Annotated in this window: 19 protein-coding genes; 10 read left to right on the plus strand and 9 right to left on the minus strand. The window is 73.6% G+C overall.

The features are described from left to right. Nucleotides 1-150 precede the first annotated feature (150 nt). Both Voc01_RS12125 and Voc01_RS12130 read right to left on the minus strand, forming a co-directional pair. Complete coding sequence (locus Voc01_RS12125; RefSeq protein WP_203927463.1) at nt 151-1494, minus strand: serine hydrolase domain-containing protein; 1344 nt, start codon at nt 1492-1494, stop codon at nt 151-153. Further along, nucleotides 1491-2831: a PQQ-dependent sugar dehydrogenase gene (locus Voc01_RS12130; RefSeq protein ID WP_203927464.1), complete on the minus strand. Its 1341-nt coding sequence runs from the start codon at nt 2829-2831 to the stop codon at nt 1491-1493. The genes Voc01_RS12125 and Voc01_RS12130 overlap by 4 nt, the downstream gene beginning before the upstream one ends. Nucleotides 2832-3041: 210 nt before the next feature. Between Voc01_RS12130 and Voc01_RS12135 the strand changes: the two genes are divergently transcribed. The 4 genes from Voc01_RS12135 to Voc01_RS12150 all read left to right on the plus strand — a co-directional run bounded on the left by Voc01_RS12135 (nt 3042) and on the right by Voc01_RS12150 (nt 5805). Continuing rightward, entirely contained in the window at nt 3042-3770 is a 729-nt protein-coding gene (locus tag Voc01_RS12135) for a dienelactone hydrolase family protein (protein WP_203927465.1), read from the plus strand. Continuing rightward, complete coding sequence (locus tag Voc01_RS12140; RefSeq protein ID WP_203927466.1) at nt 3770-4081, plus strand: DUF6295 family protein; 312 nt, start codon at nt 3770-3772, stop codon at nt 4079-4081. Before Voc01_RS12135 ends, Voc01_RS12140 begins: the two co-directional genes overlap by 1 nt. 61 nt (nt 4082-4142) lie before the next feature. Next, nucleotides 4143-4910 carry a helix-turn-helix transcriptional regulator gene (locus Voc01_RS12145; protein WP_203927467.1) on the plus strand — a complete coding sequence of 256 codons (768 nt, stop codon included), beginning with the start codon at nt 4143-4145 and terminating at the stop codon, nt 4908-4910. A gap of 88 nt (nt 4911-4998) precedes the next feature. After that, a complete protein-coding gene (locus Voc01_RS12150) occupies nt 4999-5805 on the plus strand; it encodes a thiopeptide-type bacteriocin biosynthesis protein (RefSeq protein WP_203927468.1) in 807 nt (268 codons plus the stop codon). A 699-nt stretch (nt 5806-6504) separates the two neighbouring features. Here the strand turns inward: Voc01_RS12150 and Voc01_RS12155 are convergent. The 3 genes from Voc01_RS12155 to Voc01_RS12165 are packed head-to-tail and all read right to left on the minus strand — an operon-like array spanning nt 6505 to nt 8952. Next, the gene (locus tag Voc01_RS12155; protein ID WP_203927469.1) at nt 6505-7296 is read right to left on the minus strand and encodes a hypothetical protein; all 792 of its coding nucleotides are present in this window, start codon (nt 7294-7296) and stop codon (nt 6505-6507) included. Then, a complete protein-coding gene (locus Voc01_RS12160; protein WP_203927470.1) occupies nt 7289-7795 on the minus strand; it encodes a deaminase in 507 nt (168 codons plus the stop codon). The genes Voc01_RS12155 and Voc01_RS12160 overlap by 8 nt, the downstream gene beginning before the upstream one ends. Next, the gene (locus tag Voc01_RS12165; protein ID WP_203927471.1) at nt 7792-8952 is read right to left on the minus strand and encodes a geranylgeranyl reductase family protein; all 1161 of its coding nucleotides are present in this window, start codon (nt 8950-8952) and stop codon (nt 7792-7794) included. The genes Voc01_RS12160 and Voc01_RS12165 overlap by 4 nt, the downstream gene beginning before the upstream one ends. Before the next feature lie 50 nt (nt 8953-9002). Here Voc01_RS12165 and Voc01_RS12170 point away from each other — a divergent pair, with 50 nt between their 5' ends. The 3 genes from Voc01_RS12170 to Voc01_RS12180 are packed head-to-tail and all read left to right on the plus strand — an operon-like array spanning nt 9003 to nt 11275. After that, nucleotides 9003-9422 carry an ArsR/SmtB family transcription factor gene (locus Voc01_RS12170; protein WP_203927549.1) on the plus strand — a complete coding sequence of 140 codons (420 nt, stop codon included), beginning with the start codon at nt 9003-9005 and terminating at the stop codon, nt 9420-9422. Continuing rightward, nucleotides 9412-10071 carry an SRPBCC family protein gene (locus tag Voc01_RS12175; RefSeq protein WP_203927472.1) on the plus strand — a complete coding sequence of 220 codons (660 nt, stop codon included), beginning with the start codon at nt 9412-9414 and terminating at the stop codon, nt 10069-10071. The genes Voc01_RS12170 and Voc01_RS12175 overlap by 11 nt, the downstream gene beginning before the upstream one ends. Nucleotides 10072-10075: 4 nt before the next feature. Then, nucleotides 10076-11275 carry a zinc ribbon domain-containing protein gene (locus Voc01_RS12180; RefSeq protein WP_203927473.1) on the plus strand — a complete coding sequence of 400 codons (1200 nt, stop codon included), beginning with the start codon at nt 10076-10078 and terminating at the stop codon, nt 11273-11275. 2 nt (nt 11276-11277) lie between these two features. Here Voc01_RS12180 and Voc01_RS12185 read toward each other — a convergent pair whose 3' ends face one another. The 4 genes from Voc01_RS12185 to Voc01_RS12200 form a co-directional block, all read right to left on the minus strand. After that, entirely contained in the window at nt 11278-12528 is a 1251-nt protein-coding gene (locus Voc01_RS12185; protein ID WP_203927474.1) for an MFS transporter, read from the minus strand. Next, entirely contained in the window at nt 12512-13729 is a 1218-nt protein-coding gene (locus Voc01_RS12190; protein WP_203927475.1) for a type III PLP-dependent enzyme, read from the minus strand. The genes Voc01_RS12185 and Voc01_RS12190 overlap by 17 nt, the downstream gene beginning before the upstream one ends. Before the next feature lie 117 nt (nt 13730-13846). Next, entirely contained in the window at nt 13847-16672 is a 2826-nt protein-coding gene (locus tag Voc01_RS12195; protein WP_203927476.1) for a putative bifunctional diguanylate cyclase/phosphodiesterase, read from the minus strand. Nucleotides 16673-16783: 111 nt separating this feature from the next. After that, entirely contained in the window at nt 16784-17779 is a 996-nt protein-coding gene (locus tag Voc01_RS12200) for an NADPH:quinone reductase (RefSeq protein WP_203927477.1), read from the minus strand. Nucleotides 17780-17914: 135 nt separating this feature from the next. Here Voc01_RS12200 and Voc01_RS12205 point away from each other — a divergent pair, with 135 nt between their 5' ends. The 3 genes from Voc01_RS12205 (at nt 17915) to Voc01_RS12215 (ending at nt 21782) form a co-directional block, all read left to right on the plus strand. Beyond that, nucleotides 17915-18190, plus strand: a complete 276-nt coding sequence (locus tag Voc01_RS12205) for an isoamylase early set domain-containing protein (RefSeq protein WP_203927478.1) — start codon at nt 17915-17917, stop codon at nt 18188-18190. Between the two features lie 27 nt (nt 18191-18217). Further along, nucleotides 18218-18838 (plus strand): alpha-ketoglutarate-dependent dioxygenase AlkB, encoded by a 621-nt coding sequence (locus tag Voc01_RS12210; RefSeq protein WP_203927479.1) that lies wholly within the window; start codon nt 18218-18220, stop codon nt 18836-18838. 124 nt (nt 18839-18962) lie between these two features. Then, a complete protein-coding gene (locus tag Voc01_RS12215) occupies nt 18963-21782 on the plus strand; it encodes an AfsR/SARP family transcriptional regulator (RefSeq protein WP_203927480.1) in 2820 nt (939 codons plus the stop codon). Nucleotide 21783: the final 1 nt, after the last annotated feature.

Raw genomic sequence — 21783 nt, forward strand, 5'->3', positions numbered from 1 at the left:
GTGCAAGATCGACGCAGGCTCGACCACCGGCGCGGCCGCGAGCGGCGCCAACGCGAGCGGCGCGGCCGGGCCACGACCTGACGAAGCACCACCAGCCGGTCAGAGCTACTCGCCGGTCAGAGCTACCCGCCGGTCAGAGCTACTCGCCGGTCAGAGCGCAGGCGCCAGCGCGTCGGCCACCGCGGCGCGGGGCTTGTCGGGGTTGCCCCACGTCCAGTTGGGGTGGGCCCGGTTCGTCAGGAGCACCAGGGTCACCCGGCGCGCGGGGTCGACCAGCAGGGACGTGCCGGTGAAGCCGGTGTGGCCGAAGGTCAGCGGGCGGGCGAGCTTGCCCATGAACCATGTCTGGTCCAGCTCCACGCCCAGTCCGTGGGTGGCGGTCCGGCCGGGGCGGTCGGCGTCGATCGCCTGCTTGCCGGCGTTGACGTTCGTCAACATTGACCGCACGGTGTCCTCCTTGAGGATCCGCACGCCGTTGTACTCGCCGCCGTTGATCAGCATCTGACCGAGCACCGCCAGGTCGGCCGCCGTGCCGAACAGACCGGCGTGCGGGGCCACCCCGCCCATGGCGTCGGCGACCTGGTCGTGCACCACGCCCCGCAGCAGACCGCGGTTGGACCGGGCGTCGGTGGCCACCAGCCGCGTCTCGCGGTCGGCGGCCGACAGCCACTCCAGCGGCTTGAACCCCGTCTCGCGCAGACCCAGGGGGCCCGTGAGCTCGTCGGCCACCAGCGACGCCAGCGGACGCCCCGCCACCTTCTCCACCAGCTGGCCGAGGACCATCAGTCCCAGGCTCGAGTACCGCATGATGCCGCCGGGAACCGCACCCGGCAGCAGCGGCGTGCCGAGCACCGCCGCGCGGTCGCGGGCCTTGGCCAGCTCGAGCCCGACCGGCAGGCCGCTGGTGTGCGCCAGCAGCATCGACACGGTCACCTCGCCCTTGCGGCCGCCGGTGAACTGCGGCAGGTACCGCGCCACCGGCGCGTCGACCGCGACGGCACCGGCGTCGACCTGGCGCAGCACGAGCAGCGCCGTGAACACCTTCGTGATCGAGGCCAGGTCGAACACCGAGTCGGGACGCATCGGGACCCGCCGGGCCACGGGCAGCTCGACGGGACCGTGTCCGTACCGGACCGCGTCGCCGGTGGCCCCGTGCACGGTGATCTCCCCGTCGACCGCCACCAGCACGACCGCACCGGGATGGGTGCCGTGCGCCCGGTTGTCGGGGGTCGGGCTCTGGTAGCGGCGGGCCACCGCCAGCAGCTGCTCCCCGTAGGACGCGGGTGCGGCGGCCGGCCGCACCGTGCGTCCCGGCGTGAAAATCAACTCGTCGGGTGAGGTCGCGTCCGGGTTGACCGCATTGACCGAGGGCGGCGCCGACGAGGCGGCGACAGGTGTGCCCGGCGCCGCCGGAGCGGTTCCGCCGGGCTCCGAACAGCCGGCGACCGCGGAGGCGGCGGCCCCCGCGAGCACCGACCGGCGCGTCAGCCTCATGCCGCCGGCGGGACGAGCCGGTAGACCGCGCCGGCCGCGTCGTCGGTGACCAGGAGCGAGCCGTCCCTGTCGACGGCGATGTCGACCGGGCGGCCCCAGGCCCGGCCGTCCGCCTCCAGGAAGCCGGTGACGAGGTCGCGCTGCTCACCCGGTCCCTGCGGCGTCCACGGGAAGTAGATGACCTTGTACCCCTTCGGCCTGCTGCTGTTCCACGACCCGTGCTGCGCGATCACCGCGCCGAACTTCGTGAACGTGAGGCCGAGCGGCGCCGAGTGCGCGTCGAGACCGACGTCGATCGGCGTGGCCTTGCCGCAGTCGGCGGCGGTGCCGTCGCGGTTGAGCTCGTAGTCGCGGTGGAAGGGCATCTTCCGGACCCCGTTGTCGCTGTTCGGGTTGCAGAACGGCCAGCCGTAGAAGCCGCCCTCGACCACCCGGGTGAACGGCTCGACCGGGTAGTCGTCGACGAACGCGGTGACCCGCTTGCCCCGGTCGCCCCGGCCGTCGCCGTCGGCGTCCCGGTCGTCGGGCACCAGGGTGTTGTCGCGGTTGTTGACCACGACCCACAGCTCATCGGTCCCCGGCACGAAGGCGAGACCCTCGGCGTTGCGCAACCCGCGCGCGAAGAGCTTGCGCCCGGCGTTGCTGCCCGCCGCGTCGTAGGTGTAGATCGTGGCGCGCTGCGGGTCGCTGCGGGTGTCGGAGACGCAGGCGTTGCATGTTGACGCTATTGACACGTACAGGGTGTTCCCGTACACGGCGATGTTCTTCAAGTAGTGGCCGTAGTTGCCGCGCAGCTCCGGGGTGGAGTTGTCGGGCAGCCCGTCGACGGCGACCTGGCCCGGCTGGGCCGTGGTGTCGCCGTCGTTCCACGCGTGGCGCATGACGCGGTGCGACTCGGCGATGAACAGCTGCTGTCTGCCGCCGACCGACGCGAACACGATGTCGTGCGGCTGGCGCAGCCCGGTGACGAAGTCGGACACCTGGCCGTTCTTCAGCAGCAGCACCTTCCCGGTGCTCGGCTGCGAGACCAGCATGTTCCCGTCGGGCGTCGGCGCGATGAACCGGGCCCGGCTGATCCGGGCGTAGACCGACGCGGTCCAGCCGCCGGGCAGCTCCAGGGTGCGTGGCCGGTCGAACGGCGCCGCGGTCATCCCGGCTGGGACGGTCACCGGCACCTGCGCCCGCGGGCCGGCGGCCTCGGGCAGCGTCGACGCGCTCGGCACCGCCGACCCGGGGGTGGCGGCGGCGGGCTCGGCGCGGTCGGCGTCGTCACCGCACGCCGCGAGGCCGATGGTGGCGGCGAGCAGGGGGACGGCCAGCAGGGGCGGGAACCGCATTCGGCCCACGATAGCGGGCGGGGGTCCGCCGGGGCCGGCAAAGCCGGCGAGTTCGACGCGCGTCCCCACCGCGCGACGTACGCCGCACGACGGACACCGTGCGACGTACGCCGCACGACGGACACCGTGCGACGTACGCCGCACGACGGGCACCGTGCGACGTACGCCGCACGACGGGCACCGCGCGACGGGCGGCTTAGGATCGGCCGCGTGAAGGATGCCATACACGCCGGAACCGTCACGATCACGACCCGTTCCGGCACCGAGATCGAGGCCTACCTCGCCGAGCCCCTCGACACCCCCACCCAAGGTGGGATCGTGCTCATCCACCACGCTCCCGGGTTCGACCAGGGCACCAAGGAGATCGCCCGCCGGTTCGCCACCTGGGGCTACCGGACCCTGATGCCGAACCTCAACCACCGGCTCGCCCCCGGCGCCGAGCCCGACGACGCCGCCGCGGCCGCCCGCGCGAAGGGCGGCAAGGCCGACGACGAGCTGCTCGACGACGTCGCCGGCGCCGTCGCCCACCTCAAGCCCGGCAACGTCGGCGTCATCGGGCACTGCTCCGGCGGCCGCCAGTCGGTGCTCGTCGCGACCGAGCTCGACGTGCAGGCCGCCGTCGACTGCTACGGGGCGTTCGTGCTGGGCGACGCGCCCGCCGAGTTTCCGCTGCGGATGACCTCGCTCCGCGAGCGCCTGCCCGACCTGCGCGCGCCGCTGCTCGGTCTCTTCGGCAACGACGACAAGTACCCGGCGCCGGCCGAGGTCGACGAGCTCGACAAGCTGCTCACCGAGCTGGGCAAGGACCACGAGTTCCACCGCTACGACGGCGCCGGCCACGCGTTCTTCGCCGCCGACCGGCCGTCGTACCGGGTCGAGGCCGCCGTCGACGGCTACCAGCGGATCAAGGCCTTCTTCGCGCGACACCTGGGGGCGTGATGTGCACCTACACCACCGAAAAAGCGGAAATATCAGGTAGCGGCAAGGGCCGCGACGGCTGGTTCCGGCTGACCACCGCCACCGTCTACTACGACCACCCCGTCCACGCACCTCACGACCACACGCTCAACATTGATTTCGCCGATCCGTCGGCCGGCCCGGCGGCGCGGGTCGCCGTCGAGCTGACCGCCGAGTCGGCGCTGGCGCTGGTCGACGCGATCCGGGCGGCCCTGGGCGCGGTTCCGGCCGATCTCACGGGGTTGACTCCCGAGACGGTCGCCGAGTTGCGTCGCGGTCAGGTTTCTGCCTGAAGACTCCCATTGGGAGCAGTTTCGTTGGACTGTAGGTCCAACGAAACGACGGAGGCAGGCTGTGTCGGTCAGAGCGAACGATCTCACCCGGCTGCTCGACGTGGTGGCCGCGATGAACGAGGCCCCCGACGGCGGCTTCGAACGGGCGATGCTCACCTCCGCGGCCGAACTCGTCGCGTGCGACACGGTGTCGTACAACGAGCACCGGCTCGACACCGCGGAGGAGCTGCGTTGCCTGGCGGAGCCAAGCTACGTCGAGCGCAGCCCGGCCCGCAGGGATTATCTGCGCCACCTCGGCGGGCATCCGCCCGTCGAGGCGTGCGCACGCGGTCACCTCTCCACCGGCGACACGGCCGCGGTCTCCGACTGGCTCAGCCAGCGTGACTACCGCAAGTTGCCGATCTATGTTGACTATTTCCGTCAACGTGGAGTGGAGGACCAGCTCGTCGCCGTCGTCAAGGCGCGCGACCTGCGCACCGTGCTGGTGGTGTTCAGCCGGTCCCGCCGCGGCTTCGGCGACCGCGACCGCGCCGTACTCAAGCTGCTCCTCCCGCACCTGCAGCACGCCGTGCGCCACCGCCGGCGGCTGGCGGCGCTCACGTCGTCGGTCGCCAGCCGGTCGACCCCGCTGGGCCCCGACCTCTGGGACCGACTCACCGAGCGCGAGCGCGACATCGTCACGTGCCTGGCCTCCGGCGGCACCGACCAGAAGATCGCCCGCACCCTCGCGATCAGCCCCCGCACCGTCGGCAAGCACCTCGAGAACGTCTACCGCAAGGTCAACGTGTCGGGCCGCGTCGCGCTCGTCGCGCAACTCGCGGCCGCGTGAAGATCTTCATGAGACGCACGTGGTGGCGGGCCGGCTACGGAAAACTGCGTATGGCAACGCCACTCGTCAACATGGACGATCCCCGTCCATGATGTGGCTGCGCTACGACCTGGACACCGACCTGGACGCCACTCCGGTGCACCCCGACCTGTACGCCTCGTTGGGCGGCACCGCAGCGATGCTCCTGCACGGGCGCGCGGCCACCGACGTGTTCTTCGTACATACGCCGCGGGGCCTGCGCCTGCGGTGCCTGGCCGCCCAGCCGAACACGGCCGACGTGGCCTGGCGGGCCACCCTGGCCGAGGCAGACGCGCGCGGCCGGGTCTCGGCGTGGCGGCCCGCCCCGTTCGAGCCCGAGTCGCTGGGCCTGGGCGGCCCGGCGGCGATGGCCGCCGCGCACCGCGTCTTCACCGCCGACAGCCAGGCCTGGCTGGAGTTCCACGCGAGGGCACCCAGACCGGTACCGACGATCTCCCGCTGGGCGACGTCCCTGTTGATGGTCCGGGCGCTGGCCGACGCGCTGGCCCTGGACCCGCGTGAGTCCGACGACCTGTGGGACCGGGTCTCCCGGTCCACCCGCCGCCTGGCGGCGTTCGACCCGGCCGAGCCCGCGGTCCGCAAGCTCGCCGACGCCCTCCGCGGAGGCTGGGACCACCCCACCTCCCTCCGCGAACGGCTGTCCCCACACCAGCACGACCTCCTGGCAACCTACGAATCCACCATCGCGCCGGCCGCCAGGGAGTGGCGCACCACCGCGCAGCCCTCCTTGCGCCACGGCGCCACCCTGGCCGTGCTCTTCCACTGGAACCGGTCGGCGATGCCCGTGAGCCACCAGCGGTTGTTGGCCACCGCGCTGAGTCGCCTGGTCCCCCGCCCCACCCCGCTGGCCGCCTGACCTCGGTACACACCCGGTTCGCGTGCTGGACGTATCCGTTGGGAACGTCGCAGTCCGCTGGCCCGGCAACCCCGTTCTGTCCGTGGGCGTGGCGCACCGGGCCAGGCCGCGCCGCTCGCGGTCGCGCCGTTGTCGAGACCTGCGCCGATCTTGCACTTGTGGCCGCCTCTATTTGCGGAAATGTCGCGTTTTGATAGAGGCCACAACTGCAAGATCGGTGGAAAGGGACGTCGTTGGTGCCGTGGACGGCGCCGACGCGTGTCGCTGAATGCGTTGCGCCACACGGCATCTCGGGAACCTGACGAAGCACTACCGGTGTCCTGAGTCGTTGATTCGTGAGCACTCGTGGTTGATCGTTGTCTGAGGAGCGGAACTGCAGTGAAACTTCGCGTTCGTTCCGCGGACGACGATCAAGGCGGCCGGCACAGACGTGGTGGGCAGACGTGCGATGACGAACAGTGGCGGCGGGGGTCCGTCCGAGCTGAATGTCGGCTTTGCCCGATCCGCGGCTGCGCGCGAACCTGCGACTCGGGACGCCAGGTCCGGGACACCCGCCCACACGTACGCATCCCGCGCCGCTGGGGCCGGAGCACCACGTACCCCGCCCCACACGCGCCCAGCGTCGAGCGCCGCCCACGCCCGTGCTCCTGTGACGCCCACGCGTTTCTGGGACAGCCGCACGAGGAACGGCCGCGTGGGTCAGAGAAGGGCGCGCAGGCGGGCCGTGACGTACCCGTCCAGCGGCGTACCCAGCCCCGGATCGGCATGGGTCGCGGCCTCCGCCAGCAGACGGGCGGTCGCCAGGGCGGCGGCCAGCACCGCGGCCCGGTCGGGGACGGCGTACGTCCCGGCGATTCCGGCGGGCAGGGTCGGTACCGGCTCGTCGAGGAGGCTGGTCAGGCCGTAGGCGGGGTACGGCACCCCCTCGCCGGCGGCCCACAGCTGGAAGACCCGCCCGCGGGCTCGCTCGACCTGGTCCAGCGCCTCCAGCAGGGAACCGCGGCTCACGTACTTCGCCACGTTGGCCAGCGCCTCCCACCCGTCGAGGAGCCAGTTGCGGGGGTCGTCCGGCGCGACACGCAGCACCGACGGCTCGTACGGCACAGCCAGCCGGCCGGCGCGGTCCAGCAGGGCGACCGAACCCGGGGGCAGGCCGCGGCGGTCGGCGGCCGGCACGGCGACCAGGTCGATCTGGCCGCCGTCGGCGTACTGCACCCACCAGCGGGGCATACCGGCGTAGGGCTGGGCCGACACGTCGACGACGGCGCCGAGGGCGCGCAGCAGTCCGTCCACAGTGGACACCACCGCCCCGTCGGTGTAGCCGAGGCCCAGGTCGAGGTCGCTCAGCTCGTCGCCCCGGCCGGCGGCCACGGAGCAGCCCAGCTCGAGCCACTCCCAGCGGTCGTCGGCCGAGACCGCCGCCACGAGGCCGGAGAGCAGCCGCTTCTGCACGGCCAACGACGACGGCAGGGAGGCGATGAAGTCAGACATCGGGCAGCCCGGCCATGACCTCGGCGAAGTGCCGGAACCCCGAGTCGGCCGGCGCCGTGCCGCACCAGCGGCGGTACAGGTCGCGGCACTCGGTGCGGCGCACGCCACCGGCGATGGAGGGCAGTCGATACCACTCCATGCCGGGCCCGGGTCGCCATCCGGCGAGCACCGCGTGCGCGCCGTCGCCGGGGGCCTCCAGGCCGTAGGTCAGCTCGTCGACGCGCAGCGCCATCGCGGCGCCGAGGCACATGACGCACGGCTCCAGCGTGGTGGCCAGCCGCAGCGGGGCGGGGCGCCGGTCCCACCCGAGCAGGCTGTCGGCGTCGGCCATGGCCAGCATCTCGGCGTGGGCCAGCCGCCGCCGGGAGCCGACGTCGCTGGTGTGCGCCCGGGCGATGATCTCGTCGCCGACCGCCAGCACCGCGCCGATCGGCAGCTCACCGGCCGCGAGCGCCGCCTCGGCCACCGCCAGCGCCTCCCCCATGAGGTCGATGGTCACCGGCGCACGATACCGCCGCCGATGCGGGCGAGCGTGCCGGCGGTGAGCGTGCCGTCGCCGAGGCCGAGTTCGACCATCGTGTCGAACACGCGCTGGCTGTCGCGGGCCGCGCGCACCGCCGCGTCGACCATGAACCGCCGCCGCCCGAGCGCCGCGGCCACCCCGCTGTGGCGCAGGTGCCGGCCCAGTCGCCGGTCGAGGTCCGCGGCATACCGCCGCGCCGCGTCGGCGTCGGCCTTCGACTGGACCGCGTGAGCGGCGGCCGCGCCCGCCAGCGCCCCCGAGCGGACCGCGTAGAAGATGCCTTCGCCGGTGAACGGGTTGATCAGCGACAATGCGTCGCCGGCGAGGAGCACCCGGCCCCGGCCGGGTGGCGGCCGGTGCGTCGACAGCGGCAGCAGGTGCGCCTTCAGGTCGGTGACGCCGGCCGGGTCGACGTCGGGCAGCAGCGCGGCCAGCCGTTCGACCAGGTGCTCCCGGGTCAGCGCCGGCCCGCGCAGCACCTCGCCGTAGCCGACGTTGGCCCGCCCGTCGCCGATCGGGAACGCCCACGCGTACGCCGGCCACCGCCGCGCGGCCGTGACGATGCGCTGCTCCGCCGGGCCGGTCGGCGCCGGCGCGTAGCCGCGGATGGCCAGCGCCAGGTGCCCGTCGGGGTTGCGTGGGAAGCCCAGGTACCGGCGCACCGTCGAGCCGGCGCCGTCGGCACCGACGAGGGTCCGGGTGGCGAACGCGCCATCCACGATCAAGCGGTGGCCGTCAACATTGATTGAGCGCACGGTACGACGGCGCCACACCGCGCCGGCGGACAGTGCGGCCGCGACCAGGCCGGCGTCGAAGACAGCACGCGGGACGGTGTAGGCCGCGCGCGCGAGGCGGCGCCCGACCACGACGCCGCCGGGCGACCGCAGGCTGAGTGCCGGCACGGGCGCGAACCCCGCGACCGCGTCGGTGACGCCGAGGTCGCGCAGTACGTCGAGCGCGTGCGGGGCGATGCCGTCGCCGCAGGCCTTGTCGCGCGGGAAGTCGGACCGGTCGACGAGCACCACCGAGGCGCCCGCCCGGCGGGCCGCGAGCGCCGCCGCCGAGCCGGCGGGGCCGGCACCGACGACCGCCACGTCGTACTCCTCCACGTGGTGAAGCCTGCCACGCGCCACCCGCGCCGTGAATTGACAGGATTTCCTTTCTATTGGAGAGTGGCGGCGTGATGACGCTGGTGGAACCGGATCCGCTCGACGCGGATCCGCTCGGTGGGGCGCTGGCCCCGCTGCGACGGCGGCTGCTGCTCCGGCTGGCCGTGCCCGCCTCGGCCAGCGAGCTGGCGCCGGAGTTCGGGGTCAGCCGGCAGAAGCTGAACTACCACCTGCGGCGGCTCGAGGAGGCGGGGCTGGTCGAGCTCGTCGCCGAACGGCAGCGGCGCGGGTTCACCGAGCGGGTGCTGCGGTCGGTCGCGGGGTTCGCCGTGGAGGCGGAGGTGCGCCTGGCCGCGCCGGCCGAGGTGCACGCGTTCAGCGAGGCGCTGGCCGGGGCGATGGCCGAGGTGGTGGCCCGGTTCGACCGTCCCGGTGGGCGGGCGTACCGGGTGGTCGGCGCCGGTCAGGCCGCGGAGGCCCTCGATGCGGCCTGACCCCGCGGTACTCGAGGTCACCGTCGCCGCGTCGGCGGGCACGGTGTGGGTCGCGCTGCGCGAGCCCGAGCTGATCCGCCGCTGGCACGGCTGGAACGTCGACGGGCTGGCCGAAGAGGTCCGCACGATCTACCTCAACGGTGTGGTCGAGGATCCCGACACGCGCACGCTCGAGATCACCGGCGGCGACCGGTTCACGCTGCACGAGGCGCCGGGCGGCACGACCGTCCGCATCGAGCGGGCACCCGAGGGCAGCGACCCCGACTGGGACGACGACTACGACGACATAACCCGGGGCTGGTGGACGTTCCTGCAGCAGCTGCGCTTCGCCGTCGAACGGCACGCGCTCGCCGAACGGCGCACGATCGTGCTCCAGGGCGCGGCGCCGGCCGACCTGTCGGTGTCCGGGGAGGTCGGCGCGGCCTACCGTCTCGCCGTGCCGGAGCTGTCCGGGACCGTCTGGGCCCGCCGGCCGGGGCAGCTCGCGCTGACCGTCGACGGTTGGGGCGACGGGCTGCTCGTCGTCACCCGCCAGCCCGACGGCGGCACCCAGCTGGTTCTCACCACGTACGGCCTCGACGACGACGCCTTCGACGCGCTGGAGACCCGGTGGGCCGCGTGGTGGGAGAAGCACGACCCGTTACCGTAGGTCGATGGCTTCCAGGTGCCCCCGCTGCGGCCGGCCGGTCGCGTCGTCGGCCCGCCGGTGCCCCTCGTGCGACAAGGTGCTCCGGTCTCCGGTCGACCTCGCGACGCCGCGGCCCACCGAGCTGCCGGCGGTCACCCGGCCGAAGCCGCCCCGGTCGACCGCGGAGATCCGCACCGAGGCGGCCGTCGAGAGGACGCGGGCCGGCGTGCGCACGGGGATGCGCTTCTGGCGGTGGCTGCCGCGGCGGGCGAAGTTCGTGCTCGCCGGGGTCGTCGCGGTGCTGGTGATCGGCGTGCCGGCGGCGATCTGGGTCGTGGGAAAGGTCGCGTACGCGCCCGAGGAGCCGGTCGAGGACCTCGTGGCGGCGTTCGAGGACCGTGACTACGCCCGCGTGGCGGAGCTCGCGGGCTGTACGGCGCGGCTGTGCCGGTCGGGCGTCCTGGGCGAGGGGTACACGCCGCCGTCGGACCTGGAGATCGCCGAGGTGGCGATGGGCGGCAGCACCAGCCCCGACACCGCCGACGTGGTGCTGCGGTACCAGCTGGCCGGCGAGCGGCGCGAGAGCATCATCCGGGTGCGGCGCGAGTCGGGGGTGCTGCCGAAGAGCTGGTCGATCCGGTCGGGGGTCGTCGGCAGCCTGGAGATCGTGGCGCCGACGGTGAAGTCGGCCCGCGTCGCGGGTCTGCAGGTCGACCCGTCCGCGGGTGGACGCGAGTCGGCGTTGATCGGCACGTACACCGTGCGGGTCGGCGACGACCCGCTGTACGAGAGCGCACCGATCGACGCCACCGTGGCGGGCGACCTGCGCACGTCGAGGTCGACGAGCGTCGACGTCCGCACGACCGTGAAGCAGTCGGCCCGCGACGAGGTCGCGACGCAGGTCAGGGCGTTCCTCGAGGGGTGCGCCGGCCAGGACGCCGTGAAGCCGAAGGTGAACGACCGGCCGTGCCCGTTCTCGGCCCGCCAGCCACAGGCGTTCTCGACCGACTTCGCGTGGAAGCTCGACCCCGCGCCGGAGTTCGAGGTGGTGGTTCCGGACAGGCCCCGCGAGGGCGTGGTGCTGGAGGTCCGCACCACGAAGCCGGGTTCGGCGGTATTCAGCTACACGGCCCAGAACCAGCCGTTCCAGTACGACCCGGTGCCGGTCAGCGTGAAGGGCGACGTCTACCTCACCGACGGAAAGATCCAGTTCTTCGCGACCTAGGCCTACGACAGGCGGGCCAGGTGGCGGCCGCGGCCCACCGCGGCCAGACCGGCCGCCGCCAGCGCCGCGAGCACCAGCACCCCCGCCGTCAGGCCGGCGACCGACGTCACCGCCGCCGCGGCGACGACCATCGGCACGGCCTTCACCGCCAGCGCGCTGCCCAGCGCCCGGGCCGCCGCGCTCCACGCCAGCGCCGTCGTCACCGTGCCGGGCTCGGCGCGTCCGGCCACGCGGGCGTCCATCACGCCCTCGAACGCGGTGAGGCTGAGGCCCGACAGGAACTGGGCCACCAGCAGGCCGGCCACGTGCGCCGGCGCCAGCACCCAACCGACCACCATGCCCGCCGCCCACAGGGGCCACGCGACCGCGGGCGGCAGGCGCAGCCGCGTCACCAGGTCGACCGCGACCGGCGACGCCAGCGCGCCCACGCTGAACGCCAGCGCGGCGCCCGCCACCGCGGTACGGCCGTGCAGCTCGGTCGCCAGGGCCACCGACAGCAGCGTCGGACCGGACCCGAGAACCATCACCAGGCCGCCGAAGCCCAGCAGCCGCCACGGCAGCCGGCCGAGCCGGGGCGCGTCCGCGACGGTGCGGGCGCTGGGCACCCGGGCGCGGGTGGCACTGACGAACGTGGGCAGCAGGCACGCCGCGTACGCGACCACCACCGCGGTCAGCAGCGGGCCCGAGGGCAGGCCCGACGGTCCGAACGGCAGGAGCGCCGCGACGCCCGCGCCGCCGGCCTCGACGGCCGCGATCGACAACGCGTACCCGGTCATCGCCCGGTCGCGGCCGTCGACGGCGGCGACCTCGGCCCGCATGCCGGCGTAGCCGACCCAGGCCACCAGGTACATCACCAGCACGCCGAGTGCGATCAGCGGGGCCGCCCAGCCGAGGAGCAGGCCCACCATCGTCCCGACGCGCAGCAGCGCCTCCAGCACGGCCGCGCCGCGCACCAGCAGGCGGCCCGGCCAGCGGTTCGCCACCCAGGTGGTCAGCGGGGCCGAGAGCACCAGGCCGATCAACATTGCCGCGTTGTACAGCGCGGCGTCGGCGAGGCCGCCGAAGTGGACCGCGAGCAGCGTGAACAGCGTCCAGCCCAGCGACAGGCCGAACGAGTCGACGAGGCCGGCCACCAGGAGCTCGCGCAGCCGGCCGGCGCGGTGCCGCCCGCCGGGGGCCGACGCCGCGTGCCGGCCCGCGCGCCGGCCCGCGGGCCCGTCGGTGCGGCCGGCGTGCCTAGGAAGGACCGGCATCGACGATGCGCTCGCCTTCGCCCGTGCGGGCCCCGGAGCCGACGAACACCGGCGTCGGCGGCGGGAAGCCGTTGAACCCGGACGCGTAGCTCAACGTGTACGCGCCGGCCGAGCCGATGTACACGCGGTCGCCGGGCGCGATCGTCGCCGGCAGCGCGGCGCCGTAGAACATGGTGTCGGAGCTGTCGCACGACGGACCGGTGACCGTGAACTTCCCGCTCGCCGCGTGCGCGTGGTCGGCCCGCGACGTCCACAGCGGGTACTCCCAGCGGTTGCCGGTCTGCAGCGTCTCCATCAGGCCGTTGAACGCGCCGACGTCGAGGTAGAGCCAGTTCTCGCCGCCGCGGGTCTCGCGCCCGAGCACGGTCGCGACGAGCACGCCGCTCTCGGCCACCAGGTGCCGGCCGGGCTCGGCGGCGAGCAGCGCGGGCCGGTACGGGAGGAGTTCGTCGAGAGCCAGCGCCGCGCCGATCTCCCCGATGGCCGGCACGTGGTCGACGTAGCGGGCCGGGAATCCGCCGCCAATGTTGAGCATTGTCAACGTGATGCCGTCGCCCGCCGCCTCGGCCATGACGCGGCCGGCCGCCGCGACCGCGCGCCGCCACGCCGGCGGGCTCGAGCTCTGCGAGCCCACGTGGAACGTCACGCCGTACGGACGCAGGCCGAGCTTGCGCGCCAGCCGCAGCAGGTCGGCCGCCTCCGCCTCGTCGGCGCCGAACTTGCGCGAGAGCGGGAAGACCGCGTCGGTGTCGTCGACCCGCAGCCGCAGGTAGACCGCGCTCCCCGGCGCGTGCTCGGCCAGCTTGTTCAGCTCGCCGGGCGAGTCGAAGCTGAACCGCCACAGGCCGGCGGCGTGCGCCGCGGCGACGTGCGCCGGCGGCTTGATCGGGTTGCTGTAGAGCACGTCGGCCGGGTCGACGCCGAGGTACTGGAGCATCTTCAGCTCCCCCAGCGACGCCACCTCGAAGCCCGCGCCGAGGTCGGCCAGCGTCCGCAGGATCTCCGGCGACGAGTTGCACTTCATCGCGTAGTACGGGCGCACGCCGGGCAGCGCCGCACCGAACCGGTGGTACCGGTCGGCGACCGTGGAGAGGTCGCTGATCAGGTACGGCGTCGGCGTCGACACGGTCGCGAGCGCCTCGGGGGCGAGTGCGGCCGGCCAGTGCGCGGGAATGCCGGAGTGCGTGACGGCGGCGGTCATGGCGGGGGGATCTCCAGGGGGGTCGAAATCCGGGGGGACGGGCGTGAGCGCGACCGGTCAGGCGGCGCGGGGGCGCTTTCGGTCACGCGGCGGCGACCGGCGCGGGGGCGCTTTCGGTCAGGCGGCGGCGACCGGCGCGGGGGCGAGCATCGACGCGGGTTTGTTGCCGGCCATGAGCGCGGCCCGGCCGCCGGTGAGCACGGCACCGGCCTGGATGGCCGGCAGCGGCCGGGAGAAGTAGTAGCCCTGCGCCCGTTCGCAGCCCATGCGCCGCAGCGCCAGGAACTGCTCCGAGTGCTCGATGCCCTCGGCCACCGTCGACATGCCGAGGCTCTGCCCGAGCTGGACGATCGTGCGCGCCAGCGTCGCGTCGTCGGACTGCTGCCCGAGCCGCTCGACGAACGAGCGGTCGATCTTCAGCGTGTCCACCGGGAACCGGCGCAGGTACGACAGCGACGAGTACCCGGTGCCGAAGTCGTCGATCGCCAGCTTGACGCCGATCGCCTTGAGCCGCGTCAACAGCGCCAGGTTCTCCTCGGTGTCGTTCATGACGACGCTCTCGGTCATCTCCAGGCACAGCCGTTCCGGCGCCAGGCCGCTCTCGGCGAGCACCCGCTCGACGATGTCGGCGAAGTCGTCCTGGCCGAACTGGCGGCCGGAGACGTTGACGGCCATGGTCATCGGCCGGTCGGGGCTGGCCCCGATCCACTCGGCGGCCTGCCGGCAGGCCTCGGTGAGCACCCACTGCCCGATCGGCAGGATCATCCCGGTCGCCTCGGCCAGCGAGACGAACTCGGCCGGCGGCACGAGGCCGCGGGTGGGGTGGCGCCAGCGCAGCAGCGCCTCGAACCCGACGACGGCGCCGTTGTCGAGCCGGATCGTCGGCTGGTAGTGCAGCTCGAACTCGTCGTTCTCCAGGGCCCGCCGCAGGTCGGCCTCCAGTTGCAGGCGGGCGATCAGGCCCGAGTGCATCTGCGGGTCGTAGCTGGCGTAGCCGCCGGCGCCGGCCGCCTTCGCGTGGTACATGGCGAGGTCGGCGTTGCGCATGATCTGGTCGGTGTCCGACGCGTCGGCGCCGGCGACGGCGATGCCGATGCTGCCCCGGATGTGGATCTCCCGGTTCTCGATCGTCACCGGGTCCTCCATGCCGTCGATGACCCGCTGGGCGAACTCCTCGGCGGCCGCCTGGTCGGGCACCGACTCGATGAGCACCGCGAACTCGTCGCCGCCGAAGCGGGCCACGGTGTCCTCGGGCCGCACGGCGGCGCTGAGCCGCTCGGCGACCTTGATGAGCAGGTCGTCGCCGGCCGCGTGGCCGAGGCTGTCGTTGACCTCCTTGAAGCCGTCGAGGTCGAGGAACAGCACGGCGACCGTCGAGCCCTTCGGCCGGCGGACGAGCGCCTGCGTGACCCGGTCCTTGAACAGGGCGCGGTTGGCGAGCTTGGTGAGGGCGTCGTGGAACGCCTCGTGGATGAGCTGGTCCTCCAGCTCCTTGCGCTCGCTGACGTCGCGGGTGTTGAGTACCAGGCCGTGCACGCTGGGGTCGTCGAGCAGGTTGGTCACGGTCATCTCGGCCTGGCGGATCCGCCCGTCGGCGTGCGGCAGCGGCACCTCGATCATCGTGTTCGCGTACGGGCGGCCGGTGAGCTTCTCCGCGGCGAGCCGCAGGCGCTGGGTCGCGTCGTCGTCGAGCAGCATGGTGAGCGGCTGACCGGTCAACGTCGACGCCTGGTGGCCGAAGACGCGGGTCACCGACTCGCTCTGGTACAGCACGGTCAGCTCGGCGTCGACCACGGTGACCACGTCGGAGCTGTGCTGCACCAGCGCGTGGAAGCGCCGCTCGCTCGCCCGCAGCTGCGCGGTGCGGGCGGTCACCCGGGCCTCCAGGCCGCGGGTGAGCGCGCGGTTGTCGAGGAGACTGAGCACCTGCCGTCCCACGATCATCACGATCATGAGGGACCGGGTGACCGACGCGAACGCGTCGACGTGCCCGGTGCGCAGCACCTCGACGGTGGTGGCGAACACCGAGAAGATCACGACGACGTACGGCATCATCTGCGCGATCGGGCGCCCGTCGGTGGGCTTGCGGTGGGCACTGATGCGGCTCTCCACCGGGCACAGTGCCGCGAGCACGATCAGCGTGAAGCCGGCGAACCAGCCGAGGTCGGTGATCGCGCCCGACTGGTACTGACCGGTCATGGTCAGGTAGGCGTAGCCGCTGTCGGCGACGGCGAACGTCACGACGCCGGCGCCGATGAGCGTCAGCGGCATCGGGACGGCACCGGCCTGGCGCATCCGGGCGACCATGTAGAACACGATCGTCACGATCACCAGGTCGCCGAGCGGGTAGGCGAGGCTGATCGCGAGCGTTCCCTCGGTCTCGGGACCGGCGGACAGCATCGGCTGCACCAGCAGCGCCCAGCTCACCAGCAGCAGCGCGGCGGCGACCACGAGCCCGTCGAGCACCGTGCGCACCTTGTTCGCCATGTTCTGCGCGCCGGTCGGCACCATGAGCAGCCCGGCGCCGAGCAGCGGGATCATGCCGAGATAGCCGAGGTCGGCCAGCGACGGCAGCGGCACATCCTCGCCCAGCACCGACTCGTAGTAGACGTAGGCGCCCTGGCCGAGGGCCCAGGAGAGCGGACCGGCGCCGATCAGCACGAGCGCGAGCCGGTCGCGGCCGGTCCGCTTGTTCAGGCCGACGGTCAGGCACGCGGTGGCCGCGGTGACGGCGGCGAGGATCAGGGCGACGTTCGACACGGTCTGGGTGACCAGCGGGCCGCCCAGACCGAACGTGAACCAGACCGCCAGCACGAAGGTGGCGACGATGGCCGCCAGCCAGAGCCGGCGGTACCCGGGCGTCGGGGCGACGTCGTGCACGAGTCCGCGTACCGCGACGTACCAGTGCGGCGCGCGGCCGGCGGTGGTTCCAGTGCTCGCCATCGACGGTCTCCGGTCCGGGGGAGGCCCGGCCCGGACGGTGGGGTCCGGGCTCGGGTGCGCTGCTGCGCACCACGGAGATCGGACCGCGGCGGTTCTACGTGAGGGGTTCTCTCAGACGTCGATGAGTACCTTGCCCACGGCGCCGGCCTCCACGGCATCGTGCGCCGCGGCCGTCTCGTCGAGTGTGTACCGGTGAACGGGCAACGGTGTCAGCCGACCGGCTCTGAGCGCCGCCGTGACGTCGGAGGCCGCGCGCCGCAGCGCCTCCTCCGGCACCGTGTACAACATCATGAACCGCAGCACCAGGTTCCGGAACATGAGCTCGCGGACGGTCAGCTCCGGCTTCCGGGCGTCGGCGGCGTACGTGACGATCGTCGCGTTCGGCGCCGCGACGGCCAGGTCGAGAGCCAGGTTCGCGGCGAGGTTCACCTCGATGATCCGGCCGACGCCGTCGGGCGCGAGCTCCCGGATCCGCCCGGCCGGGTCGTCACCCCGGTAGTTGACGACGTGGTGCGCGCCGGCCGCCGTCGCCAGCTCGCCCTTCTCCGGGCCGCTCACGGTGCTGATCACCGTCGCGCCGGCGGCCCGCGCCAGCTCGATCGCGTAGTGCCCCACGGCACCGGCCCCGCCGTGCACCAGCACCGTGGATGGCAGGTCCCCATCTGCGCTCGAGCCGGCTGTTTCGCCTCCGGCGAAGAGACACCGGTGGGCGGTCATCGCCGGGACACCGAGGCTCGCGCCCAGGTCGAAGGAGACCCCGTCGGGCAGCGGCACCGCCCGCTCGGCCGGCACCACGCTGTACTCGGCCGCGGTGCCGTACGGGTTGCGCCACGCCGCCAGGTACAGCCACACCCGCTCGCCGACGCGCGACCCGTCGACGCCCGCGCCGACCCGGTCGACGACGCCCGCCCCGTCCTGGTTGGGCACCTGGAAGTCACCCCGCGGCAACGGGGTCGCTCCCGACCTGCTCTTCCAGTCGGTGGGGTTCACGCCCGACACCGCCATCCGCACCCGGACCTGGCCCGGACCCGGCTCCGGCGTGGGAACGTCCTCGATCCGCAGCACCTCGGCCGAGGGCCCGGTGGAACGGAAGACCGCTGCGCGCATCGATCGCCTCCTGGATCACGGGGTGAACTCACCCTAACGGGGTCTGTTCAGGCCGGCCGCACGGCGTGTCGCGACCGGACGTGAAACCTGAGGCGACCACCATTGTCCCCGGTGGACCCCGCTTGAGGAGGCGCGATGATCCGTCGTTCCCGACTGTTCGGCTCGAAGACCAGGGTGACGTTCAGCCTGCCCGCCGACGACGGCCCCGGTGTCGTCAGCGTCGTCGGCACGTTCAACGACTGGACGCCCGGCCGGCACCAACTGCAGCCGCGGCGTGACGGCACCCGGAGCGTGTCGGTGACCCTGCCGCCCGGCGAGCACCGGTTCCGGTACCTGGGCTCCGGTGGCCGCTGGTTCGACGACCACGGTGCCGACCTGGTCGACCCGGCGGGCTGCACGCTGCGCGTGTAGCACAGATGTTCGAGTAGGCTGGCGGGCATGACCCCTGCCCGTCAGCCCTCGATGTTCGACCTGGTCGAGTCGGCGACCCTCGGGCCGCTGGCGCCGGAGCGGCACCGGCTGACCCGCGGCGCCTGGGTCGACCACCTGCCGGGGTGGGTGCGGGGATCCGAGGCGGTGCTCGACGTGCTGCTGGGCATCGACTGGCGGGCCGAGCGCCGGGTCATGTACGACGACGAGGTGGCCGTCCCCCGGCTGCTGCGCTGGTACGGCGGCGACGAGCGGCTGCCGCACGACGTCCTCACCGAGGCCCGCGAGCGCCTCACCGCCCACTACGCCGCCGAGTTGGGCGAGCCGTTCGTCACCGCGGGCATGTGCCTGTACCGCGACGGGCGCGACAGCGTCGCCTGGCACGGTGACACCAAGGGCCGCTCCTCCCACTCCGACACCATGGTCGCGATCGTGTCGTTCGGTGCGCCCCGCCCGCTGCTGCTGCGGCCCCGCGGCGGCGGGAACAGCATCCGGTTCCCGCTGGGTCACGGCGACCTCGTCGTGATGGGCGGGTCGTGCCAGCGCACCTGGGAGCACGCGGTTCCGAAGACCGCCCGGCCGGTCGGTCCGCGGGTCAGCGTGCAGTTCCGGCCCGCCGGGGTGGCGTGAGCGGGCCGTGAGTCCCGTGTGAACGATCACGCTGCGCGGTCGGCGCCTGTGGCGCCCGTTGCTAGTGTGGGCTTCTTCTGGGATTTTGCGGCTGCCTGGCGAGCTTGGGGTTTGTTTGTCCGCAATGGAGTTCAGGGTTCTCGGTCCGGTGGAGGTGTGGGCCGGCACGAGGCGGATCGACGCGGGTCCGCCGCGCCAGCGCGGGATCCTGGCGGCGCTGGCGGTCGACGCCGGGCGCCCGGTCGCGATGGAGACCGTCGTCGACCGGGTGTGGGGACCGGCGGCCTCGGCGCGGACGCGGCACACCCTGCACGTGTACGTCGGTCGCATCCGTCGCATGCTCGACGAGGCGTCCGGCACCCGGCTGCTGCTCCGGTCGGGTGGCTACGTCCTCGACACCGACCCCGACACCGTCGACGCGGCACGGTTCCGGCGGTTGCTGCTCGCCGCCCGCGACGCGGGGCTCACCGACGAGGCCCGGGCGGCCACGCTGCGCGAGGCGCTCGACCTGTGGCGCGGCTCGCCGCTGGCCGACGTGCCCGGCGAGTGGGCCGACCGGGTCCGGGAGGGCTGGGAGCGGCGGCGGGTCGACGCCGTCGTGGCGTGGGCGCAGGTGGAGCTGCGGCTCGGCCGCGCCGACCACGTGCTGGCGACGGTCGGGGAGCTGGTCACCGAGCATCCGCTGGTCGAGCCGCTGGTGGCGGTGAGGATGCGGGCGCTGGTCGCGGCCGGGCGGGGCGCCGAGGCGCTCGACGCGTACGAGCGGGCCCGGCGGCAGCTCGTCGAGCAGCTCGGCGCCGACCCGGGCCCCGAGCTGCGGGACCTGCACCAGGGCCTGCTCCGCGGCGACCTCGAGCCGGCGGAGTCCGCGCCGGTGGCACCGGCGGTGCCGTCGGCCCGACCGGGCACGGCGCCGCCCGCGGCGGTCGACTCCGCCGTACCGGCGCAGCTGCCCCTGGACGTGTTCGGCTTCACCGGCCGCGCCGACGAGCTCGCCCACCTCGACGCGATCCTGGCCACCGCAGAGGAGCAGCGCACGGCAATGGTCATCGCGGTGCTCGCCGGGTCGGCCGGGGCGGGCAAGACCTCGCTCGCGGTCCACTGGGCGCACCGGATGCGCGACCGGTTCCCCGACGGTCAGCTGTACGTCAACCTGCGCGGGTTCGACCCGACCGGCGCCGCGGTGACGCCGGCCGAGGCGATGCGCGGGTTCCTCGACGCGCTCGACGCGCCGCCCGACCGCATCCCGGCGGGGCTCACCGGCCAGACCGGCCTCTACCGCAGCATGCTCACCGGCCGCCGGGTGCTGGTGGTGCTCGACAACGCCCGCGACGCCGGCCAGGTGCGCCCGCTGCTGCCCGGCACGCCCGGCTGCTTCGTGCTGATCACCAGCCGCGACCAGCTGCGCGGGCTGGTCGCGGCCGAGGGTGCGCACCCGGTCGCCGTGGGGCAGCTGGCCGACGACGAGGCGCGCCAGCTGCTCACGCGGCGGATCGGCCCGGCCCGGGTGTCGGCCGACCCGGCGGCCGTCGACGCGATCATCCGCGGGTGCGCGCGGCTGCCGCTGGCGCTCGCCGTCGTCGCGGCGCGCGCGGTGACCAACCCGGGGTTCCCGCTCTCGGCGGTCGCCGGTGAGCTGCGTGACGCCCGTACCGACCTCGACGCGTTCGCCGACGGCGACCTGGCCACCGACGTCCGCACGGTGTTCTCGTGGTCGTACCGGACCCTCCGCCCGGCCGCGATGCGGCTGTTCCGGCTGCTCGGGCTGCACTCGGGCCCCGACGTCACCGCCGGTGCCGCCGCCTCGCTCGCCGGGCTCGGCCTGCGCGAGACCGAGGACCTGCTCACCGAGCTGTGCCGGGCGCAGATGGTCAGCGAGCACCTGCCCGGCCGGTTCACGTTCCACGACCTGCTGCGCGCGTACGCCTCGGAGCTGTCCCGGTCACACGACTCCGCGCCGGACCGTTCGGCGGCCGTCCGCCGGCTGCTGGACCATTACCTGCACTCGGCCGTCGACGCCAACCGCCGGCTGGACCCCAACCGCGAACCGATCCCGCTCGTCCCGATGAGCGAGGGTGCCCGCCACGACACCGTCGAGACTGCCGACGAGGCGATGGCCTGGTTCGCGCTGGAGCACCCGTCGCTGCTCGCCGCCGTGCGGCAGGCCGACGAGGCCGGCCTCGACGCGCACGCCTGGCAGCTGCCGTGGGCGCTGTCGACGTTCAACGACCGGCAGGGGCACTGGGTCGACCAGATCACGATCATGCGGATCGCGCTCGACGCCACGCGGCGCGCCGGCGACCCGCGCGCCCGGGCGGTGGTCCACCGCGGGCTGGCGCTGATCTTCAGCCGGCTGGCCCGCTACGACGAGGCCGACGTGCACTGCCGGCACGCGCTGGAGATCTACCGCACGCTCGACGACCCGGTGGGCCAGGCGCTGTCGTACCAGAACCTGTCCTGGGTCGCCGGCCGGCAGCTGCGCAACGACGAGGGGCTGGCCTACGCGCAGAAGGCGCTGCCCCTGTTCCGGTCGACGGGCAACACGTCGGGCCAGGCGAGCACGCTCAACGACATCGGCTGGTTCCACTGCATGCTCGGCGCCTACGAGGAGGCGCTGCCCGCGTGCCGCGAGGCGCTGTCGCTGTTCGAGAAGGTGGACAACAGCGCCGCGCAGGCCAACACGTGGGACAGCATCGGTTACGCCCACCACTGCCGGGGCGACCACGCCGAGGCCGTCGCCTCGTACGAGTACGCCTACGAGCTGTTCCTCGAGCTCGGCGACCTGTACGGCCAGGCGGAGACCCTCGACCACCTCGGCGACACCTACCTGGCGACCGGCGAGGTCGACCGGGCCCGGGAGGTGTGGGAGCGGGCCCTGTCGACGATGGAGGAGCTCCACCACGCCGACGCGGCCCAGATCCGGGCGAAGCTGCGCAGGTTGTAGC

Source organism: Virgisporangium ochraceum (assembly GCF_016863655.1).
Lineage (GTDB): Bacteria > Actinomycetota > Actinomycetes > Mycobacteriales > Micromonosporaceae > Virgisporangium > Virgisporangium ochraceum.

Excerpts from the sequence above, each read along its gene's own strand:
- Voc01_RS12125 (WP_203927463.1), bottom strand. The coding sequence starts at position 1,494 with ATGAGGCTGACGCGCCGGTCGGTGCTCGCGGGGGCCGCCGCCTCCGCG.
- Voc01_RS12130 (WP_203927464.1), bottom strand. The coding sequence starts at position 2,831 with ATGCGGTTCCCGCCCCTGCTGGCCGTCCCCCTGCTCGCCGCCACCATC.
- Voc01_RS12140 (WP_203927466.1), top strand. The coding sequence starts at position 3,770 with ATGTGCACCTACACCACCGAAAAAGCGGAAATATCAGGTAGCGGCAAG.
- Voc01_RS12150 (WP_203927468.1), top strand. The coding sequence starts at position 4,999 with ATGATGTGGCTGCGCTACGACCTGGACACCGACCTGGACGCCACTCCG.
- Voc01_RS12155 (WP_203927469.1), bottom strand. The coding sequence starts at position 7,296 with ATGTCTGACTTCATCGCCTCCCTGCCGTCGTCGTTGGCCGTGCAGAAG.
- Voc01_RS12170 (WP_203927549.1), top strand. The coding sequence starts at position 9,003 with ATGACGCTGGTGGAACCGGATCCGCTCGACGCGGATCCGCTCGGTGGG.
- Voc01_RS12175 (WP_203927472.1), top strand. The coding sequence starts at position 9,412 with ATGCGGCCTGACCCCGCGGTACTCGAGGTCACCGTCGCCGCGTCGGCG.
- Voc01_RS12180 (WP_203927473.1), top strand. The coding sequence starts at position 10,076 with ATGGCTTCCAGGTGCCCCCGCTGCGGCCGGCCGGTCGCGTCGTCGGCC.
- Voc01_RS12185 (WP_203927474.1), bottom strand. The coding sequence starts at position 12,528 with ATGCCGGTCCTTCCTAGGCACGCCGGCCGCACCGACGGGCCCGCGGGC.
- Voc01_RS12190 (WP_203927475.1), bottom strand. The coding sequence starts at position 13,729 with ATGACCGCCGCCGTCACGCACTCCGGCATTCCCGCGCACTGGCCGGCC.
- Voc01_RS12195 (WP_203927476.1), bottom strand. The coding sequence starts at position 16,672 with ATGGCGAGCACTGGAACCACCGCCGGCCGCGCGCCGCACTGGTACGTC.
- Voc01_RS12200 (WP_203927477.1), bottom strand. The coding sequence starts at position 17,779 with ATGCGCGCAGCGGTCTTCCGTTCCACCGGGCCCTCGGCCGAGGTGCTG.
- Voc01_RS12205 (WP_203927478.1), top strand. The coding sequence starts at position 17,915 with ATGATCCGTCGTTCCCGACTGTTCGGCTCGAAGACCAGGGTGACGTTC.
- Voc01_RS12210 (WP_203927479.1), top strand. The coding sequence starts at position 18,218 with ATGACCCCTGCCCGTCAGCCCTCGATGTTCGACCTGGTCGAGTCGGCG.
- Voc01_RS12215 (WP_203927480.1), top strand. The coding sequence starts at position 18,963 with ATGGAGTTCAGGGTTCTCGGTCCGGTGGAGGTGTGGGCCGGCACGAGG.